Origin of the sequence: Amycolatopsis bartoniae (assembly GCF_014191255.1) — a bacterium.
In the GTDB taxonomy this organism is placed as follows: Bacteria; Actinomycetota; Actinomycetes; order Mycobacteriales; family Pseudonocardiaceae; genus Amycolatopsis_E; species Amycolatopsis_E bartoniae.
The window spans coordinates 228,660-242,332 of record NZ_JACHWH010000009.1 but is presented as its reverse complement, the minus strand read 5'-3'; the positions used below and the strand labels follow the sequence as shown (position 1 = coordinate 242,332).

Here is a 13,673-nt window from a genome sequence, read left to right as displayed (position 1 = left end):
CCGGACCGCTCCAGCGCGTCGACCAGTTCGGTGCGCAGGACCCGGTGCGGCAGCCCGTCGACCTTCCTCGTGACCACCGTGTCGCCGAGGCCTCGTTGCAGGTAGGCCTGCTTGACCTCGTCCGGCACCGTGCTCTCCCGCGTGAGCAGGAAGCGTGTTCCCATGGCCACGCCCGCCGCCCCGTAGGCCAGCGCGGCCGCCAGCCCACGGCCATCGAAGAACCCGCCCGCGGCGACGACGGGGATGTCGACCGCGTTCAGCACCGATGGCAGCAGGAGCGTCGTCGCGACGCCGCCGGTGTGACCACCGCCTTCGCCGCCCTGCACGATCACCGCGTCCGCGCCCCACGCCGCGACCTTCTCGGCGTGTCTCGCCGCCCCGACGGACGGGACGACGACCACCCCGGCGTCCTTCAGGCGTGCGATCAGCTCCCGCCTCGGCGCGAGCGCGAACGACGCCACCCGGACACCTTCCCGGATGAGCAGGTCGACCCGGCGTTCGGCGTCCTCCGCGTCGGCGCGCAGATTGACTCCGAAGGGATTTCCCGTGCGGGCACGGGTTTCCTTGATCGCCGCTTCGAGTTCTTCGTACGTCATGGTGGCCGAGGCCAGGATTCCCAGTGCGCCCGCCTCGGCGGTGGCGGACACCAGGCGGGGCCCGGCCACCCAGCCCATACCTGTTTGTACCACGGGGTGTTCGACGCCCGTCAAGTCCGTGAATTCCGTCCTCATCGGACTTCCTTGTCCCGCAACGACTTCGGATCGAGAACATCACGCAGAAGGTGTAACTCCTCGGCGGAGGGTAGCCGGGTCTCCACCGCCTGTGTAACATCGAGCTCGAACGTCGTGTTCTCGACCACGTCGTCCACCGAAACCCCAGGATGCACCGACAGGAGCCGGATTCCGTCCGGCCGGAGGTCCAACACGCCGAGGTTGGTCACCACCCGGTGCAGGTCGTGAAAGCGTTCTACCCCAGCATCGCGAGCGCGTTCGAAACCCACCCCGCACACCACGTCCACCTCGTCGACGAAGACACGGCGGCTGTGTCGCGGCACCCAGTAGCTCGTGCGGTGGTTGACCGTGTTGCCCGGCGCGCCCCGCATGCCGAGCAACTGCTTCTTCGGTCGCGTGTGGTCGCCGATCGCCGAGATGTTCTGGTTGCCGTGCCGGTCGATCTGGTTCGCCCCCATCACCACGTGCCGCTTGCCGTGCGGCACGACGGTGTCGAGCACCTTGCGGAACGGCTGCCAGCCCTCGACAGCGCTGTCGGTGACCAGGCACGCCTCGCCGTCGGTGAGCAGCAGGTCCGGCTCGAACGTGAGCCGGGCGAGCCGCGCACCGAGCGACGGGATGAGTCCCATGGGGCTCGCCAGGATTTCGCCGTCTCCGCGGAAGAGTTCGGCGCAGGCGATCACGGCCACCTCGGCTCTCGTCGCGTCGCTCATGCGAACTCCGCAATGGCGGCCTGGTAGCTCGCTTCGTCGCCGGAGAGGAACCGGTCGACGAAGGCCGGCCACAGCTCGGGATCCTTCGCGGAGGCCGCGTAGTGGCGCTGGAAGGGTTCGTCGCGACCGTAGTCGGGAGCGGCGGTGGTGAAGTGTGCTCCGTGTGGGGTTTCGACGACGCCGTGCACGCTCGCGCGGTTCAGTAGGAGCGTCTGCACGGGGCCGTCGAACTCGTCCACGATCCGTTCGGTGGAGACGTAACACCGATCGGCGGCGAGGGCGAACAGTTCGTCGAAGTACGGGTCGGGGCCGAGGTACTGGGCATTGCCTCGCGCGTCGGCGCGGTTGAGGTGCACGAGTGACGCGTCGAGCTTCAGCGCGGGCACTGCCAGCAGTTCCTCGTCGGTGTAGGGGGAGCGGATTGTGCGCAGTTCCGGGTTGTAGCGCAGGACGTCCGAACCCAGCCCCGCGCGCGTCGGGAGGAAGGGAAGGCGTTGCGCGGCGGCGGAAAGTCCGGTGCCGAAGACGCCCTCGTCGTATTCGGTCACCTCGATGTCACCGTTTTCTCGTGCCCGGTTGAACCAAGGATCGAAAGGAACTGAATCGAGTGTCACGAAACCGAACACCAACCGCCGGATCTTGCCCGCGGAGGCGAGCAGTCCGACGTCGGGACCACCGTAGGAGACGATGGTCAGATCCTTGAGGGGGGAGCGCAGAATGGCGCGGATGAGCGCCATCGGCTTGCGGCGCGAGCCCCAGCCGCCGATGCCGAGCGTCATCCCGTCCCACAACTGTGCCACCACCTCGTCGGCGGTCATCCGTTTGTCCATCACGCCCCCTTCTCGAGAAAAGCCTGCCGAGCGCTGTCGGAGACTCCGGCGAGGTTGAGCTCGAAGGTGAAGCCCTGCTCGAAGCGGTAACTGTGGTGCACGGCCTGCGGGTCTATGCCGTTGATCGCCTGCTTCGCCGCGCGGATTACCCGGGTGTCCTTGGCGGCGATGCTTCGCGCGAGGTCGAGCGCGGTCTCGTCGAGTTCCTCGCGTGGGACGACGGCGTATACGGAACCGTGGTGGTGCAACTGGTGCGCGTCGATGGTGCTCGCCGTGTAGTACAGCGCGCGCATGAGGTGCTGAGGAACGAGGCGGGCGAGGTGGGTCGCCGCGCCGAGGGCGCCACGGTCCACTTCGGGCAATCCGAAGGTCGCGTCGTCCGCGGCGATCACCACGTCGGCGTTGCCCACCAGGCCGACGCCACCACCGAGGCAGAAACCGTGCACTGCGGCGATCACTGGGACGGCACAGTCGTAGACGGCGGAGAAGGCGGCGGCACAACCGTGGTTGACGCCGATCAGCGCGTCGAACGACTTGTCGCGCTGGATTTCCTTGATGTCGACGCCCGCGTTGAAGCCGCGGCCCTCGGCGCGGAGGACCACCACGTGTGTCGCGGGGTCTCGCCCCGCCGCGGTGACCTCGTCGGCCAGGTCGAACCAACCTCGCACGGGCAGGGCGTTGACCGGGGGAACATCCACCGTGACCACGGCGATACCGGGCTGCGGGTGCTGCGTGGTGATGGGCATGGCCGCCTTCTTCCAAACCTAGCACTTGCTTGGTAGGTTAACAGGACGCTCGAGGGGCGCATAGTGGTTCGGAGGTCGCCAGTGCTGGACCTGGAGCTCGACGGCGCGGTCGTCCTCGTGACCGGCGGCATGCGCGGAGTTGGCGCGGGGATCACACGGATGCTGCTGCGTGCTGGCGCGCGGGTGGTCGCCTGCGGGCGCACGGAACCGGAAACGCCCGTCGAGGGTGCGGAGTTCGTGCGCTGCGACGTGCGGAATCCGGAGGACGTGGAGCGGCTGATCGAGGGTTTCGACCGGCTCGACGTGCTGGTCAACAACGCCGGCGGGGCGCCGCACGCGGAGGCCTCGGCGTCGGTCCGGTTTCACGCGAAGGTGGTCGAGCTGAACCTGCTGGCACCGCTCTTCGTCGCGCGGCGGGCGAACTTTGTGATGCAGCAACAGGATTCCGGTGGCGTGATCGTGAACATCAGCAGCGTGTCCGCGACCCGGGCTTCGCCGGGCACCGCGTCGTACGGCGCTGCGAAAGCGGGACTCGACAACCTCACGGCGAGCCTCGCGGTCGAGTGGGCGCCGAAGGTGCGGGTGAACTCGCTCGACGTCGGAATGGTGCGCACCGAACGAGCGGATCTGCATTACACCGAGCAGACCGGTTCGACCGTCCCGTTAGGACGGTTGGCGGAGCCGGAGGAAGTGGGCGCCTGCGTGGCGTTCCTCGCCTCACCGTTGGCTTCGTACGTCAGCGGGGCGACGTTGAAGGTGCACGGCGGCGGCGAGGTTCCGGCGTTTCTCAGGGAGGGCACATGATCGTCGAGGGTCGGGTCGTTGTCGTGACGGGCGCGGGTCGGGGGATCGGACGTGCGCACGCGCTGGCGTTCGCGCGGGAAGGGGCGCAGGTCGTGGTGAACGACTACGGCGTGGGCCTCGACGGCAGCGGAGCGTCGACCGGACCGGCTCAGCAGGTGGTCGAGGAAATCGAGGCGCTGGGCGGAAAGGCTGTCGCGAACACCGACGATGTCGCGGACTGGGCGGGCGCGGAACGGCTGGTCGACACCGCGCTGGAGCGCTTCGGGCGGCTGGACGTGCTGGTGAACAACGCGGGATTCCTGCGGGACCGGATGCTGGTGAATCTCGCCGAGGACGAGTGGGACGCGGTGATCCGTGTGCACCTGAAGGGGCATTTCGCGCCACTGCGGCATGCGGCGGCGTACTGGCGTGGCGAGGCGAAGGCGGGACGGCTACCGCAGGCGAGGGTGATCAACACCAGTTCGGGTGCGGGGCTGCTGGGCAGCGTCGGTCAGGGCAACTACTCGGCGGCGAAGGCGGGGATCGCGGGGTTGACGATCGTGGCGGCCGCGGAGCTGGCGCGCTACGGGGTGACGGTGAACGCGATCGCGCCGGCCGCTCGGACGCGCATGACGGAACCGACGTTCGACATGGCTGTGCCGGAGTCGGGGTTCGACGCGATGGCGCCGGAAAACGTGTCGCCGCTCGTGGTGTGGCTGGGCAGCACGGAATCGGCGGGGGTGACGGGCCGGGTGTTCGAAGTGGACGGTGGTCGCGTGTCGCTGGCCCAGGGCTGGCGCCACGGCGCGGCGGTCGACAAGGGCGATCGGTGGGAACCGGCGGAGCTGGGCCCGGTGGTGGAGCGTCTGCTCGCGGAAGCACCCGAGCCGGAGCCGGTGTACGGCGCGGAGTGAGGGGGCGCGGGCCTTGAACGGGCTCGTTGCTCGGCGGGCTGGTTCATGGCGGCACATCGGTGACGGTGTCGTCGTACTCCGACAGCGAGAGGCGGGTGGGCTCCTCTGCGGCGGTGCGGGCGTCCCGACCACGTAGGGTGTGCGCGAAATGGGGACGCGGCGGCCGCTAGGAGAAGGGCGGTCGATGAGTGGCTTCGGGCGTGAGCGAGGGGCGTAGCCGGTTTCGGCAGTGCGAGCCGGGTTGGTGGGGCGTTCTGGTCGCAGCGGTGCGCGACGGTGAGGCATACTGCCTCAGCGCCGGGCTTGACACATTCCTTCAGCAGCCGGTGCCCGAGCCGCGAATCTCGCCGCTCGGCCCGGGCGGGGCTCGGGCCGAGCGGGCGCGACTCAGAGGGACTTCACGATCTCCGCCACGGTGTCCGCGATCGGCGTGGTGGGACGGCCGATGAGCTGTCGCAGGTCGTCCGTGATCTCGCCCAGGAGACCGTCCCTCGTGTTGCCGTCCAGTGCGACCACGAAGTCCGCCGTGCCCTCGGGCAGGCCGGCTTCGAGCAGGGCGGCCTTGTGCTGCTCAGGCGTCAGATTCGTGTAGGTGACGGGCTTCCCGGCGACCTCTGAGATCGTCGCGGCCAGCTCGGAGCGCGTCCACGCCACGTCGCCCGACAACTCGTAGATCTTGTTCGCGTGACCTTCGCCGGTCAGCACCGCGACGGCCGCCGCGGCGTAGTCCGCGCGGGCGGCGCTCGCCGTCCTGCCCTCGCCGGCGCTGCCGACGAACCCGCCGGTCTGCACCGCCTGCTGGACGGTCTGCTCGTAGTTCTCGTTGTACCAACCGTTGCGCAGGAACACGTACGGCAGGCCGGACTCGCGGATGATCTCCTCGGTGGCCTTGTGCTCGGGCGCGAGGATCAGCGGGCTGGTGTCGGCCTTCGGGGCGCTCGTGTAGACCAGCAGCGAGACGCCGGCCTGCTGGGCGGCCTCGACGACGGCCCGGTGCTGCGGCACCCGCGAGCCGACCTCGCTGCCCGAAACCAACAGGACCTTGTCGGCCCCCTCGAAGGCTGCGGCGAGGGTGGCGGGCTCGTTGTAGTCCGCCTTGCGAACGGTGACGCCCAGGTCGCGGGCCTTCTCGGGCGACCGGACGGCGGCGACGACCTGATCAGCGGGCAGCTTCTCCTTCAGGCCCGCGACGACGAGACGGCCCAGCTGGCCGGTGGCCCCGGTGACGACGATCATGTGCGGCTCTCCTTGGTCTTGGTTGCTGTGCCCAAGTTTGTACTAACTTTGAGAAAGTGCCAACCAAGGGTAAGTACTGTCACATTGCTCCCGCTGAACCGCGAGGTACCGTGACAGGTATGAGTTCCGACGTGTCGGATCTGGAGCAGGACCAGCTGGTCGCGGACGTGTTCGCGCGCGCCTGCTCCTCGCGGACGATCCTCGAGCACATCACCGGCCGCTGGGGCACGCTGGCACTCGTGGCGCTGGCGGAGGGCCCGGTCCGGTTCAACGCGCTGCGGCGCAAGGTGGATGGCGTGAGCGAAAAGATGCTCGCCCAGACTTTGCAGGCCCTCGAACGGGACGGTTTCGTGCACCGCGAGGCCCAGCCGACCATTCCGCCACGGGTGGAGTACAGCCTCACGCCGAGCGGGCGGGAGGCAGCGGGGAAGCTGCGGGAACTGATCGACTTCGTGGAGAGCAAGGTTCCCGAGGTTGCCGCTGCCCGTGAACGCTACGACGAGGCGAAGGCGCGACAGTAGTTCCGGCGTGAATTCGGAAACCAGCCCGCGTCCCGCCGAGACATGGTGGGCCGTGGCCGAATCGGTGGGTTCGGAAGCGAAAGGCCGGACGGTGCGGGGTGATCGTCGCCTACCGGCGATCGGGCTGCCTGTGATCGGAGCAGCAGGGACCGCGGTGGTGAGAAGGCGCTCGAACGGAGCAGCAACCGTGCGAGTGGCGAGACAGGAAGTGGTTCAGCGGCCGAGTTTCGGGCCCGGCCGCGAGCGCCACGACATCAGGTGTACGACACCTCGTAGTGCTTGATCCCGTTGAGCCAGCCCGAGCGGAGGCGTTGCGGCGGCGCGACTTCGCGGATGCCGGGCATCTCGTCGGCGATGGCGTTGAAGATCAGGTCGATCTCTAGGCGGGCCAGGTTCGCGCCGATGCAGTAGTGCGAACCCGTGCCCCCGAACCCGACGTGGGGGTTGTCGGCCCGGAGGACGTCGAAGCGTTCCGGGTGGTCGAACACCTCGGGGTCGAAGTTGGCCGAGCTGTAGAACAAGCCGACGCGGTCTCCGCGGCGGATGTGCTGGCCGCCCAGTTCGGTGTCCGCCGTGGCGGTGCGCTGGAACGCCACGACGGGCGTCGCCCAGCGGACGATCTCGTCCGGGGCCGTCTTCGGGCGCTGCTGCTTGTACAGTTCCCACTGGTCGGGGTGGTCGAGGAAGGCCTTCATGCCGTGCGTGATCGCGTTGCGCGTGGTTTCGTTGCCGGCCACCGCGAGCAGGATCACGAAGAACCCGAACTCCTCCGAGTTGAGCGCCTCGCCGTCGACGTCCGCGTGGATCAGCTTCGTGACGATGTCGTCCATCGGGCAGCGGCGGCGGTCCTCCGCCATGTTCCACGCGTAGCCCACCAGTTCCGCCGACGCGGCGATCGGCTCGACGTCGTACTCCGGGTCGTCGTAGCCGATCATCTGGTTCGACCAGTCGAAGATCTTCCGCCGGTCCTCCTGCGGAATCCCGATCAGCTCGGCGATCGCCTGCAGCGGCAGCTCGCACGCCACGTCCTGCACGAAGTCGCCGGAGCCCTTGAGTTTCGCCTCGTGCACGATCCGCGCGGCCCGCTCGCGCAGCGTGTCCTCCAGCTTCCCGATCGCTCGCGGCGTGAAGCCCTTCGACACGATGCGGCGCAGCTTCGTGTGCTGCGGGGCGTCCATGTTCAGCAGCACCAGGCGGTTCGCGTCCATGCCCTCGGGAGTCATGTTCTGGTCGAAGCGGATGATCGCCAGCTTCTCCTGTGAGGAGAACAGTTCGCTGTCGCGGGAAACCGCCTTCACGTCCTCGAGCCGCGTCACCACCCAGAAACCGTCGTCGCCGAAGCCGGCGGTGTTGTGGGGTTGGGAGTTCCACCAGACCGGAGCGGTCCGGCGCAGTTCGGCGAACTCCTCCAGTGGCAGGCGTTCGGCGTAGAGGTCGGGATCGGTGAAATCGAAGCCGGCGGGGATCATCGGTGTTGCCACGGCTACCTCCCGAGGTGCCACACGTCGTCGTGGAACACGTTCTAGGATTCGATTGAAGCATACGGTGTTAACTCAGAACAGCCTTTCGGTGATACCCGTTTACTTTTTCGATCAGGATCATGGAATCGCTGGTCCGACTGGTACACGCTCTGCTTGATCGACACGGGGTTCTACCTGCGCGGAGCTTGCTTGCAACTGAAACTTGTTCTACTTTTAGGGCAGTCTGCCGCCTCATCCGGACAAAGGAGACTCCCGTGGGCGAACCCGTCGTCGTCGAGGCCGTCCGCACGCCGATCGGGAAGCGCCGCGGCGTGCTCTCGGGACTGCACGCCGCCGAACTGCTGGGCACCGCGCAGGCGGCACTGCTCGAACGAGCCGGGCTCGACCCCGCATCCGTCGAGCAGGTGATCGGCGGATGCGTCACGCAGGCAGGCGAGCAGGCGGGCAACGTCACCCGCACCGCGTGGCTGCACGCCGGGCTGCCGCAGGAGACCGGAGCGACGACGATCGACGCCCAGTGCGGCAGCGCCCAGCAGGCGGCCCACCTGGTGGCAGGGCTCATCGCCGCGGGTGCCATCGACGTCGGCGTCGCCTGCGGGATCGAGGCGATGAGCCGCGTGCCGCTCGGCGCGAACCGCGGTACGGACGTGGGCCAGCCGCGACCGGACTCCTGGTCGATCGACCTGCCCAACCAGTACGGCGCTGCCGAGCGCATCGCGCAGCGCCGGGGCCTCACGCGCGAGGACATCGACCGCTTCGGCCTCGCCTCGCAGGCGAAGGCCGCCACGGCGTGGGCGCAGGGCCGGTTCGACCGCGAGATCGTGCCGGTGAAGGCTCCGGTGCTGGACGAGCACGGCTCGCCGACGGGTGAGACCCGTCTGGTCACCCAGGATCAGGGGCTACGGGACACGACGCTCGAAGGGCTGGCCAAGCTCAAGCCCGTCCTCGAAGGCGGCGTGCACACCGCGGGCACCTCGTCCCAGATCTCCGACGGCGCCGCGGCCGTGCTGCTCATGGACGCCGACCGCGCTCGAGCGCTCGGCCTCCGGCCGCGTGCTCGCATCCTGGCGCAGGCGCTCGTCGGCGCCGAGCCCTACTACCACCTGGACGGTCCCGTCCAGGCGACCGAACGCGTGCTGCGGCGCGCGGGCATGAGCATCGAGGACCTGGACCTGTTCGAGGTCAACGAGGCGTTCGCGTCGGTGGTCCTGTCGTGGCAGCAGGTGCACCGGCCGGATCCGGCCAAGGTGAACGTGAACGGTGGCGCGATCGCGCTCGGGCATCCCGTCGGCTGCACCGGGGCCCGGCTGATCACCACCGCGCTGCACGAGCTCGAACGCCTCGACGCGAGCACCGCGCTGGTCACGATGTGTGCGGGCGGAGCCCTCTCCACCGGCACGATCCTGGAGCGTTGTTGAGTTGTGGTCAGCTCTCGATACGCACCACCGGCCCGTTGTCCGGACGCTCGTACCGCACCGGTGGCGCGCCGGGGTGCCACACGGTGATCACGAGCGTGTTGCCTTCCACCTCGGTCATGACCGCCTCGGTGAGGTCGAGACGGAACAGGTGACAGGGCTGCACGTCACCCTGGACGACGTCAACCTCGGACTGGTCGGTGACCTCGACGACGGCGCCCGCGACCTTGGCGTCGCCCTCGGCGCTCGGAAAGGCGTGGAGCGCGAAGCGCCTGTCCCGCCGCAGATCCTGTGCCTTCCGGGCGTCGAGCATCGAGCCGATGTACATGTGCGGGCCGGCGTAACGGACCTCGCTGCCGCTCACGCGAGGTGAGCCGTCGCGGCGAACCGTTGCCAGCACATGACTTGCGGCAGCGTCGAACCGCGCCCGGACCCGCTCCGCGAACCCGGGCGCCTGCCGTGAGAACTCCTGCCAGGTGGCCATGCCCAGCAGTGTCGCACCGGGCACCGACAAAAACGGGCGGCTCGGGAAGTGGGGGTGGGGCTGGGCTCGGTGCCGGGTGGTTCGGAAGGGGCGGTGGGGCCGGGCGGCTCGGGGAGGGATGGCAGGAGAGGTGGCTTGGGGAAGGGTCGGGTGGCCTGGGGAGGGGTGGGAGGAGAGGTGGCTTGGGGTGGGGCAGGGCGGCCTGGGGAGGGGTGGGAGGAGAGGTGGCTTGGGGTGGGGCAGGGCGGCCGGGGAAGGGGGGTGGCAGGAGGTGGGCTGGTGACTACGGCATCGCGGGTGAGAGGGCCGCGTGGGGCTGTGGGCGAGGGGATGGGTGAGATGGTTGGAATACCGGCCGGAATCGGGAGCGGGCAGGCGGCAGGACGCCCCGCGAGCCGAAGCATCGCCCGAGCGCCCGCCCAGCCCGAGCACCGGCTTCGCCCGAGCGCCCGCCCAGCCCGAGCACCGGCTTCGCCCGAGCGCCCGCCCAGCCCGAGCACCGGCTTCGCCCGAGCGCCCGCCCAGCCAAAGCGCCCGGCCCGCCCGAGCCCCGCCCCCGCCCAAGCGCCCGGCCCGCCCGAGCCCCGCCCCCGCCCAAGCGCCCCGCTCCGCTCAAGCCCCGGGCTTCTCCGAGCCCACCACCCACATCGAGAAGTACTGCGACCCACCGCCGTAGGCGTGTCCCAGTGCCACCCGGGCGCCGTCGACCTGGTAGTCGCCCGCGCGGCCCATCACCTGCTTCGCCGCCTCCGCGAAGCGCAGCATGCCCGACGCCCCGATCGGGTTCGACGACAGCACCCCGCCCGACGGGTTGACCGGCAGGCGGCCGCCCAGGGCCGTTTCCCCCGACTCCGTCAGCTTCCAGCCCTCGCCCTCCGGCGTGAAACCCAGGTTCTCCAGCCACATCGGCTCGAACCACGAGAACGGCACGTAGATCTCCGCCGCGTCCACTTCGGACAGTGGATCGGTGATCCCCGCCTCGCGCCACAGCGCCGCCGCCGCGTCGCGGCCCGCCTGCGGGTTCACCTGGTCGCGGCCCGCGAAGGTCGTCGGCTCCGTGCGCATCGCCGTCGCGTGGATCCACGCCGCACCACCGGGGACAGCCTCACCGGCCGCCTCGTCGCCCAGCACGATCGCACACGCGCCGTCCGACGAAGGGCACGTCTCGTCGTAACGGATCGGATCCCACAGCATCTGCGACGCCCGCACCGACTCCACCGTGATCTCCGCCTGCCGCAGGTGCGCGAACGGGTTCAGCGCCCCGTTGCGCCGGTCCTTCGCCGCCACGATCGCGCCCACGTGCTCGGGCGCCCCGGAACGGCGGATGTACGACCGCACGTGCGGCGCGAAGTACCCGCCCGCGCCCGCGCCGACCGGCATGTTGAACGGAGGCATGATCGACAGCGCCCACATCGCGTTCGACTCGGACTGCTTCTCGTACGCCACGGTCAGCACCCGCCGGTGCACTCCCGCCTGCACGAGCGACGCCGCCACCAGCGCCGTCGAACCGCCCACCGAACCGGCGGTGTGCACGCGCAGCAACGGTTTCCCGGTCGCGCCGAGGGAGTCCGCCAGGAACAGCTCCGGCATCATGACGCCCTCGAACAGGTCCGGCGCCTTGCCGAGCACCACCGCGTCGATGTCGGCCCACTCCACCTGCGCGTCGGCCATCGCGCGGTCGATCGCCTCGCGCAGCAGGCCCGGCATCGACACGTCGGTCCGCTTGGCCCGGTGGTGGGTCTGCCCGGTGCCGAGCACCGCGGCCAGTTGCTTGCCCATTCAGTCGAGTCCTTCCATGACCGCGACGAGGTTCTGTTGCAGCGCGGGACCACTCGTGGCGTGGGCGAGCACGCGGTCGGCGCGCCCGGCGAAGATCTCCTGCGCCGCGTGCCCGATGCGCGCCAGGCCCGCCGCGAACATCGGGTTCGCGGCGAGCGCGCCACCCGACGGGTTGACCCGGACCCGGTCGTCGAGCCCCAGCGACGCCCGCAGGATCAGCTCCTGATGGGTGAACGGCGCGTGCAGCTCGGCGACCTCGACACCGGAGATCCCGGCCGCCCGCGCCGCCGCTTCCGCCGACGGCGCGCGCGTGAGGTCCCGCGCGCCGAGCACGGGCGTGTCCACCCGGTGCTCGATCCCGGTGATCACCGCCGGTCGCTCGGTGAACTCCTTGGCGCGGGACGCCGAAGCCAGGATGATCACGGCCGCGCCATCGGTGATCGGCGCGACGTCGTGCCGCCGCAGGGGATCGGCGAGGTACGGTTCGTCCAAAAGGGACGCAGCGTCGGTGTCCCGGTGCCGGGCCGCCACTTCCGCCAGATCCTTCTCGCTCCACAACCCGGCTTCGAGCCCCAGCCGCGCCTGCAGTGCCGCGATGCTGATCGAGTCGGGCCACAGCGGGGCCACCGTGTACGGGTCGAGCTGCAGCGCGAGCACCCGCCGCAGCTGTCCCGCCGACGACTTGCCGAACCCGTACACGAGCGCGGTGTCGACCTCGCCCATGCGGATCTTCAGCCACGCCTCGTACAGCGCCCACGCCGCGTCCATCTCCACGTGCGACTCGTGGATGGGCGGGAACGCGCCGATCGCGTCCACCGCCGAGATGAACGAGAACGCCCGTCCGGCGAGGTAGTCCGACGAGCCGGAGCACCAGAACCCGATGTCCTTCTTGGACAGTCCGGTCCGGGAGAACACGTCGGCGAAGATGGGCACCAGCATCTCGACCCCGTTCGTGGTGCCCGGGGTGCGGCGGACGTTCGGCGCCTGCGCGAAGGCGACCACTGCTACATCTGGCATCGGAACACCTCTCACAGGTGGTGGGCGAAGGACTCGTACGGCGCGTCCGGCTCGCCGGTCGGCTGGAAGTGGGAGATGTTCTCCAGGCTCGTCCACCACTCCTCACGCGGTTTCCACGAGGCCCGCACCCGCATCCCCATCCGCACCTCGCTCGCGTCGCAGCCCAGCACCAGGTGCAGGAACGCGATGTCGGCGCCGTCGAGCAGGATGTACGCCGCGACGTACGGCGGCTTGATGCGCTGCCCCAGGAACGGCACGTTGACGATGCAGAACGTCGTGACGATGCCGGTGTCGGGCAGCTCGATCTCTTCCTCGGTCGGCACGCCGTCGACGGGGCAGGCGCCGCGCGGCGGGATGTAGACCTTGCCGCACGCCGGGCAGCGCTGGCCGATCAGCCGTCCGTCGGCGAGCGCCCGCAGGTAGCGGCTCTCCTCGGGGGAGGCGGAGTGCTCGTAGTGCAGGTGCACCGGGGTGATCACGATGCCGTCGCGCTCGGCGGACGGCGGCGGTTCGGGCGCGGTGCCGTCGGGCGCGCCGACGGGGACGAAGTACGCGAGGTCGCGGATGTGCCCCACGGTCTCGTCGGCCCACCGGACACGCACCCGCTGTCCGGTGTGGACGTTCTCGGGCGACCCGGCGTCGACGGCATGCAGCATCGGCGTGTCGGCCCCGTCGAGCTTGACCAGGGCCCATGCGAACGGACGCGAAAGCGGTTGTCCCTCCAGGGGTTCCGCCATCCAGGACCAGGACACGACGGTGCCTTCTTCGCCCACCGGCACGAACTCGGTGAGGGGTGCCGCGGTCACCGGGTCGTACTCGACGGGGGGCACGTGGACCCGCCCGTCCGAGCCGCGGATGCCTTCGATCCGGCGTTCCCGCAGACCCTGGACGAAGCGCCCGAGCACCGGCCCGAGCGAACGCGTGTAGTCGAAGCCGACTTCGAGCGGAGCTGACAGCACGGTAGCCACCCCGAAAGTGAAACACGTTCTCGAAATGGCGGCAAGACGCACTTGCCCCTATGTG

14 protein-coding genes are annotated in these 13,673 nt (G+C 69.7%); 4 read left to right on the top strand and 10 right to left on the bottom strand.

The annotated features are described in order from the left end of the window. The 4 genes from FHX82_RS30800 to FHX82_RS30785 form a co-directional block, all read right to left on the bottom strand. On the bottom strand, nucleotides 1-731 hold a 731-nt coding region (locus FHX82_RS30800), incomplete at its 3' end, for an NAD(P)H-dependent flavin oxidoreductase (protein ID WP_183176928.1). After that, complete coding sequence (locus FHX82_RS30795; RefSeq protein ID WP_145937988.1) at nucleotides 728-1,444, bottom strand: CoA-transferase subunit beta; 717 nt, start codon at nucleotides 1,442-1,444, stop codon at nucleotides 728-730. The genes FHX82_RS30795 and FHX82_RS30800, both read right to left, overlap by 4 nt. Continuing rightward, nucleotides 1,441-2,277: a CoA transferase subunit A gene (locus FHX82_RS30790; RefSeq protein WP_145937987.1), complete on the bottom strand. Its 837-nt coding sequence runs from the start codon at nucleotides 2,275-2,277 to the stop codon at nucleotides 1,441-1,443. The genes FHX82_RS30795 and FHX82_RS30790 overlap by 4 nt, the downstream gene beginning before the upstream one ends. Next, entirely contained in the window at nucleotides 2,274-3,020 is a 747-nt protein-coding gene (locus tag FHX82_RS30785; protein ID WP_145937986.1) for an enoyl-CoA hydratase family protein, read from the bottom strand. The genes FHX82_RS30790 and FHX82_RS30785 overlap by 4 nt, the downstream gene beginning before the upstream one ends. An 84-nt stretch (nucleotides 3,021-3,104) precedes the next feature. Here FHX82_RS30785 and FHX82_RS30780 point away from each other — a divergent pair, with 84 nt between their 5' ends. Both FHX82_RS30780 and FHX82_RS30775 read left to right on the top strand, forming a co-directional pair. After that, nucleotides 3,105-3,824, top strand: a complete 720-nt coding sequence (locus FHX82_RS30780) for an SDR family oxidoreductase (protein ID WP_145938016.1) — start codon at nucleotides 3,105-3,107, stop codon at nucleotides 3,822-3,824. Then, nucleotides 3,821-4,717 (top strand): SDR family oxidoreductase, encoded by an 897-nt coding sequence (locus FHX82_RS30775; RefSeq protein ID WP_145937985.1) that lies wholly within the window; start codon nucleotides 3,821-3,823, stop codon nucleotides 4,715-4,717. The genes FHX82_RS30780 and FHX82_RS30775 overlap by 4 nt, the downstream gene beginning before the upstream one ends. A gap of 387 nt (nucleotides 4,718-5,104) precedes the next feature. Here the strand turns inward: FHX82_RS30775 and FHX82_RS30770 are convergent, their stop codons facing one another. Next, nucleotides 5,105-5,953: an SDR family oxidoreductase gene (locus tag FHX82_RS30770; protein WP_145937984.1), complete on the bottom strand. Its 849-nt coding sequence runs from the start codon at nucleotides 5,951-5,953 to the stop codon at nucleotides 5,105-5,107. 119 nt (nucleotides 5,954-6,072) lie between these two features. On the opposite strand from FHX82_RS30770, the gene FHX82_RS30765 reads away from it, so the two are divergent. Beyond that, on the top strand, nucleotides 6,073-6,474 hold the full coding sequence (locus FHX82_RS30765; RefSeq protein WP_145937983.1) for a winged helix-turn-helix transcriptional regulator: 402 nt from the start codon (nucleotides 6,073-6,075) through the stop codon (nucleotides 6,472-6,474). 254 nt (nucleotides 6,475-6,728) lie between these two features. Here the strand turns inward: FHX82_RS30765 and FHX82_RS30760 are convergent, their stop codons facing one another. Next, on the bottom strand, nucleotides 6,729-7,955 hold the full coding sequence (locus tag FHX82_RS30760) for a cytochrome P450 (protein WP_145937982.1): 1,227 nt from the start codon (nucleotides 7,953-7,955) through the stop codon (nucleotides 6,729-6,731). A gap of 254 nt (nucleotides 7,956-8,209) precedes the next feature. Between FHX82_RS30760 and FHX82_RS30755 the strand changes: the two genes are divergently transcribed. Further along, complete coding sequence (locus FHX82_RS30755) at nucleotides 8,210-9,373, top strand: steroid 3-ketoacyl-CoA thiolase (RefSeq protein ID WP_145937981.1); 1,164 nt, start codon at nucleotides 8,210-8,212, stop codon at nucleotides 9,371-9,373. A gap of 7 nt (nucleotides 9,374-9,380) precedes the next feature. Here FHX82_RS30755 and FHX82_RS30750 read toward each other — a convergent pair whose 3' ends face one another. The 4 genes from FHX82_RS30750 to FHX82_RS30735 form a co-directional block, all read right to left on the bottom strand. Then, on the bottom strand, nucleotides 9,381-9,854 hold the full coding sequence (locus FHX82_RS30750) for a pyridoxamine 5'-phosphate oxidase family protein (protein WP_145937980.1): 474 nt from the start codon (nucleotides 9,852-9,854) through the stop codon (nucleotides 9,381-9,383). 612 nt (nucleotides 9,855-10,466) lie between these two features. Beyond that, nucleotides 10,467-11,633, bottom strand: a complete 1,167-nt coding sequence (locus FHX82_RS30745) for a thiolase family protein (RefSeq protein ID WP_145938739.1) — start codon at nucleotides 11,631-11,633, stop codon at nucleotides 10,467-10,469. Beyond that, nucleotides 11,634-12,650: a thiolase family protein gene (locus FHX82_RS30740; protein WP_145938738.1), complete on the bottom strand. Its 1,017-nt coding sequence runs from the start codon at nucleotides 12,648-12,650 to the stop codon at nucleotides 11,634-11,636. It lies immediately after the preceding gene. Between the two features lie 11 nt (nucleotides 12,651-12,661). After that, the gene (locus tag FHX82_RS30735; protein ID WP_145938737.1) at nucleotides 12,662-13,618 is read right to left on the bottom strand and encodes a Zn-ribbon domain-containing OB-fold protein; all 957 of its coding nucleotides are present in this window, start codon (nucleotides 13,616-13,618) and stop codon (nucleotides 12,662-12,664) included. Nucleotides 13,619-13,673 lie beyond the last annotated feature (55 nt).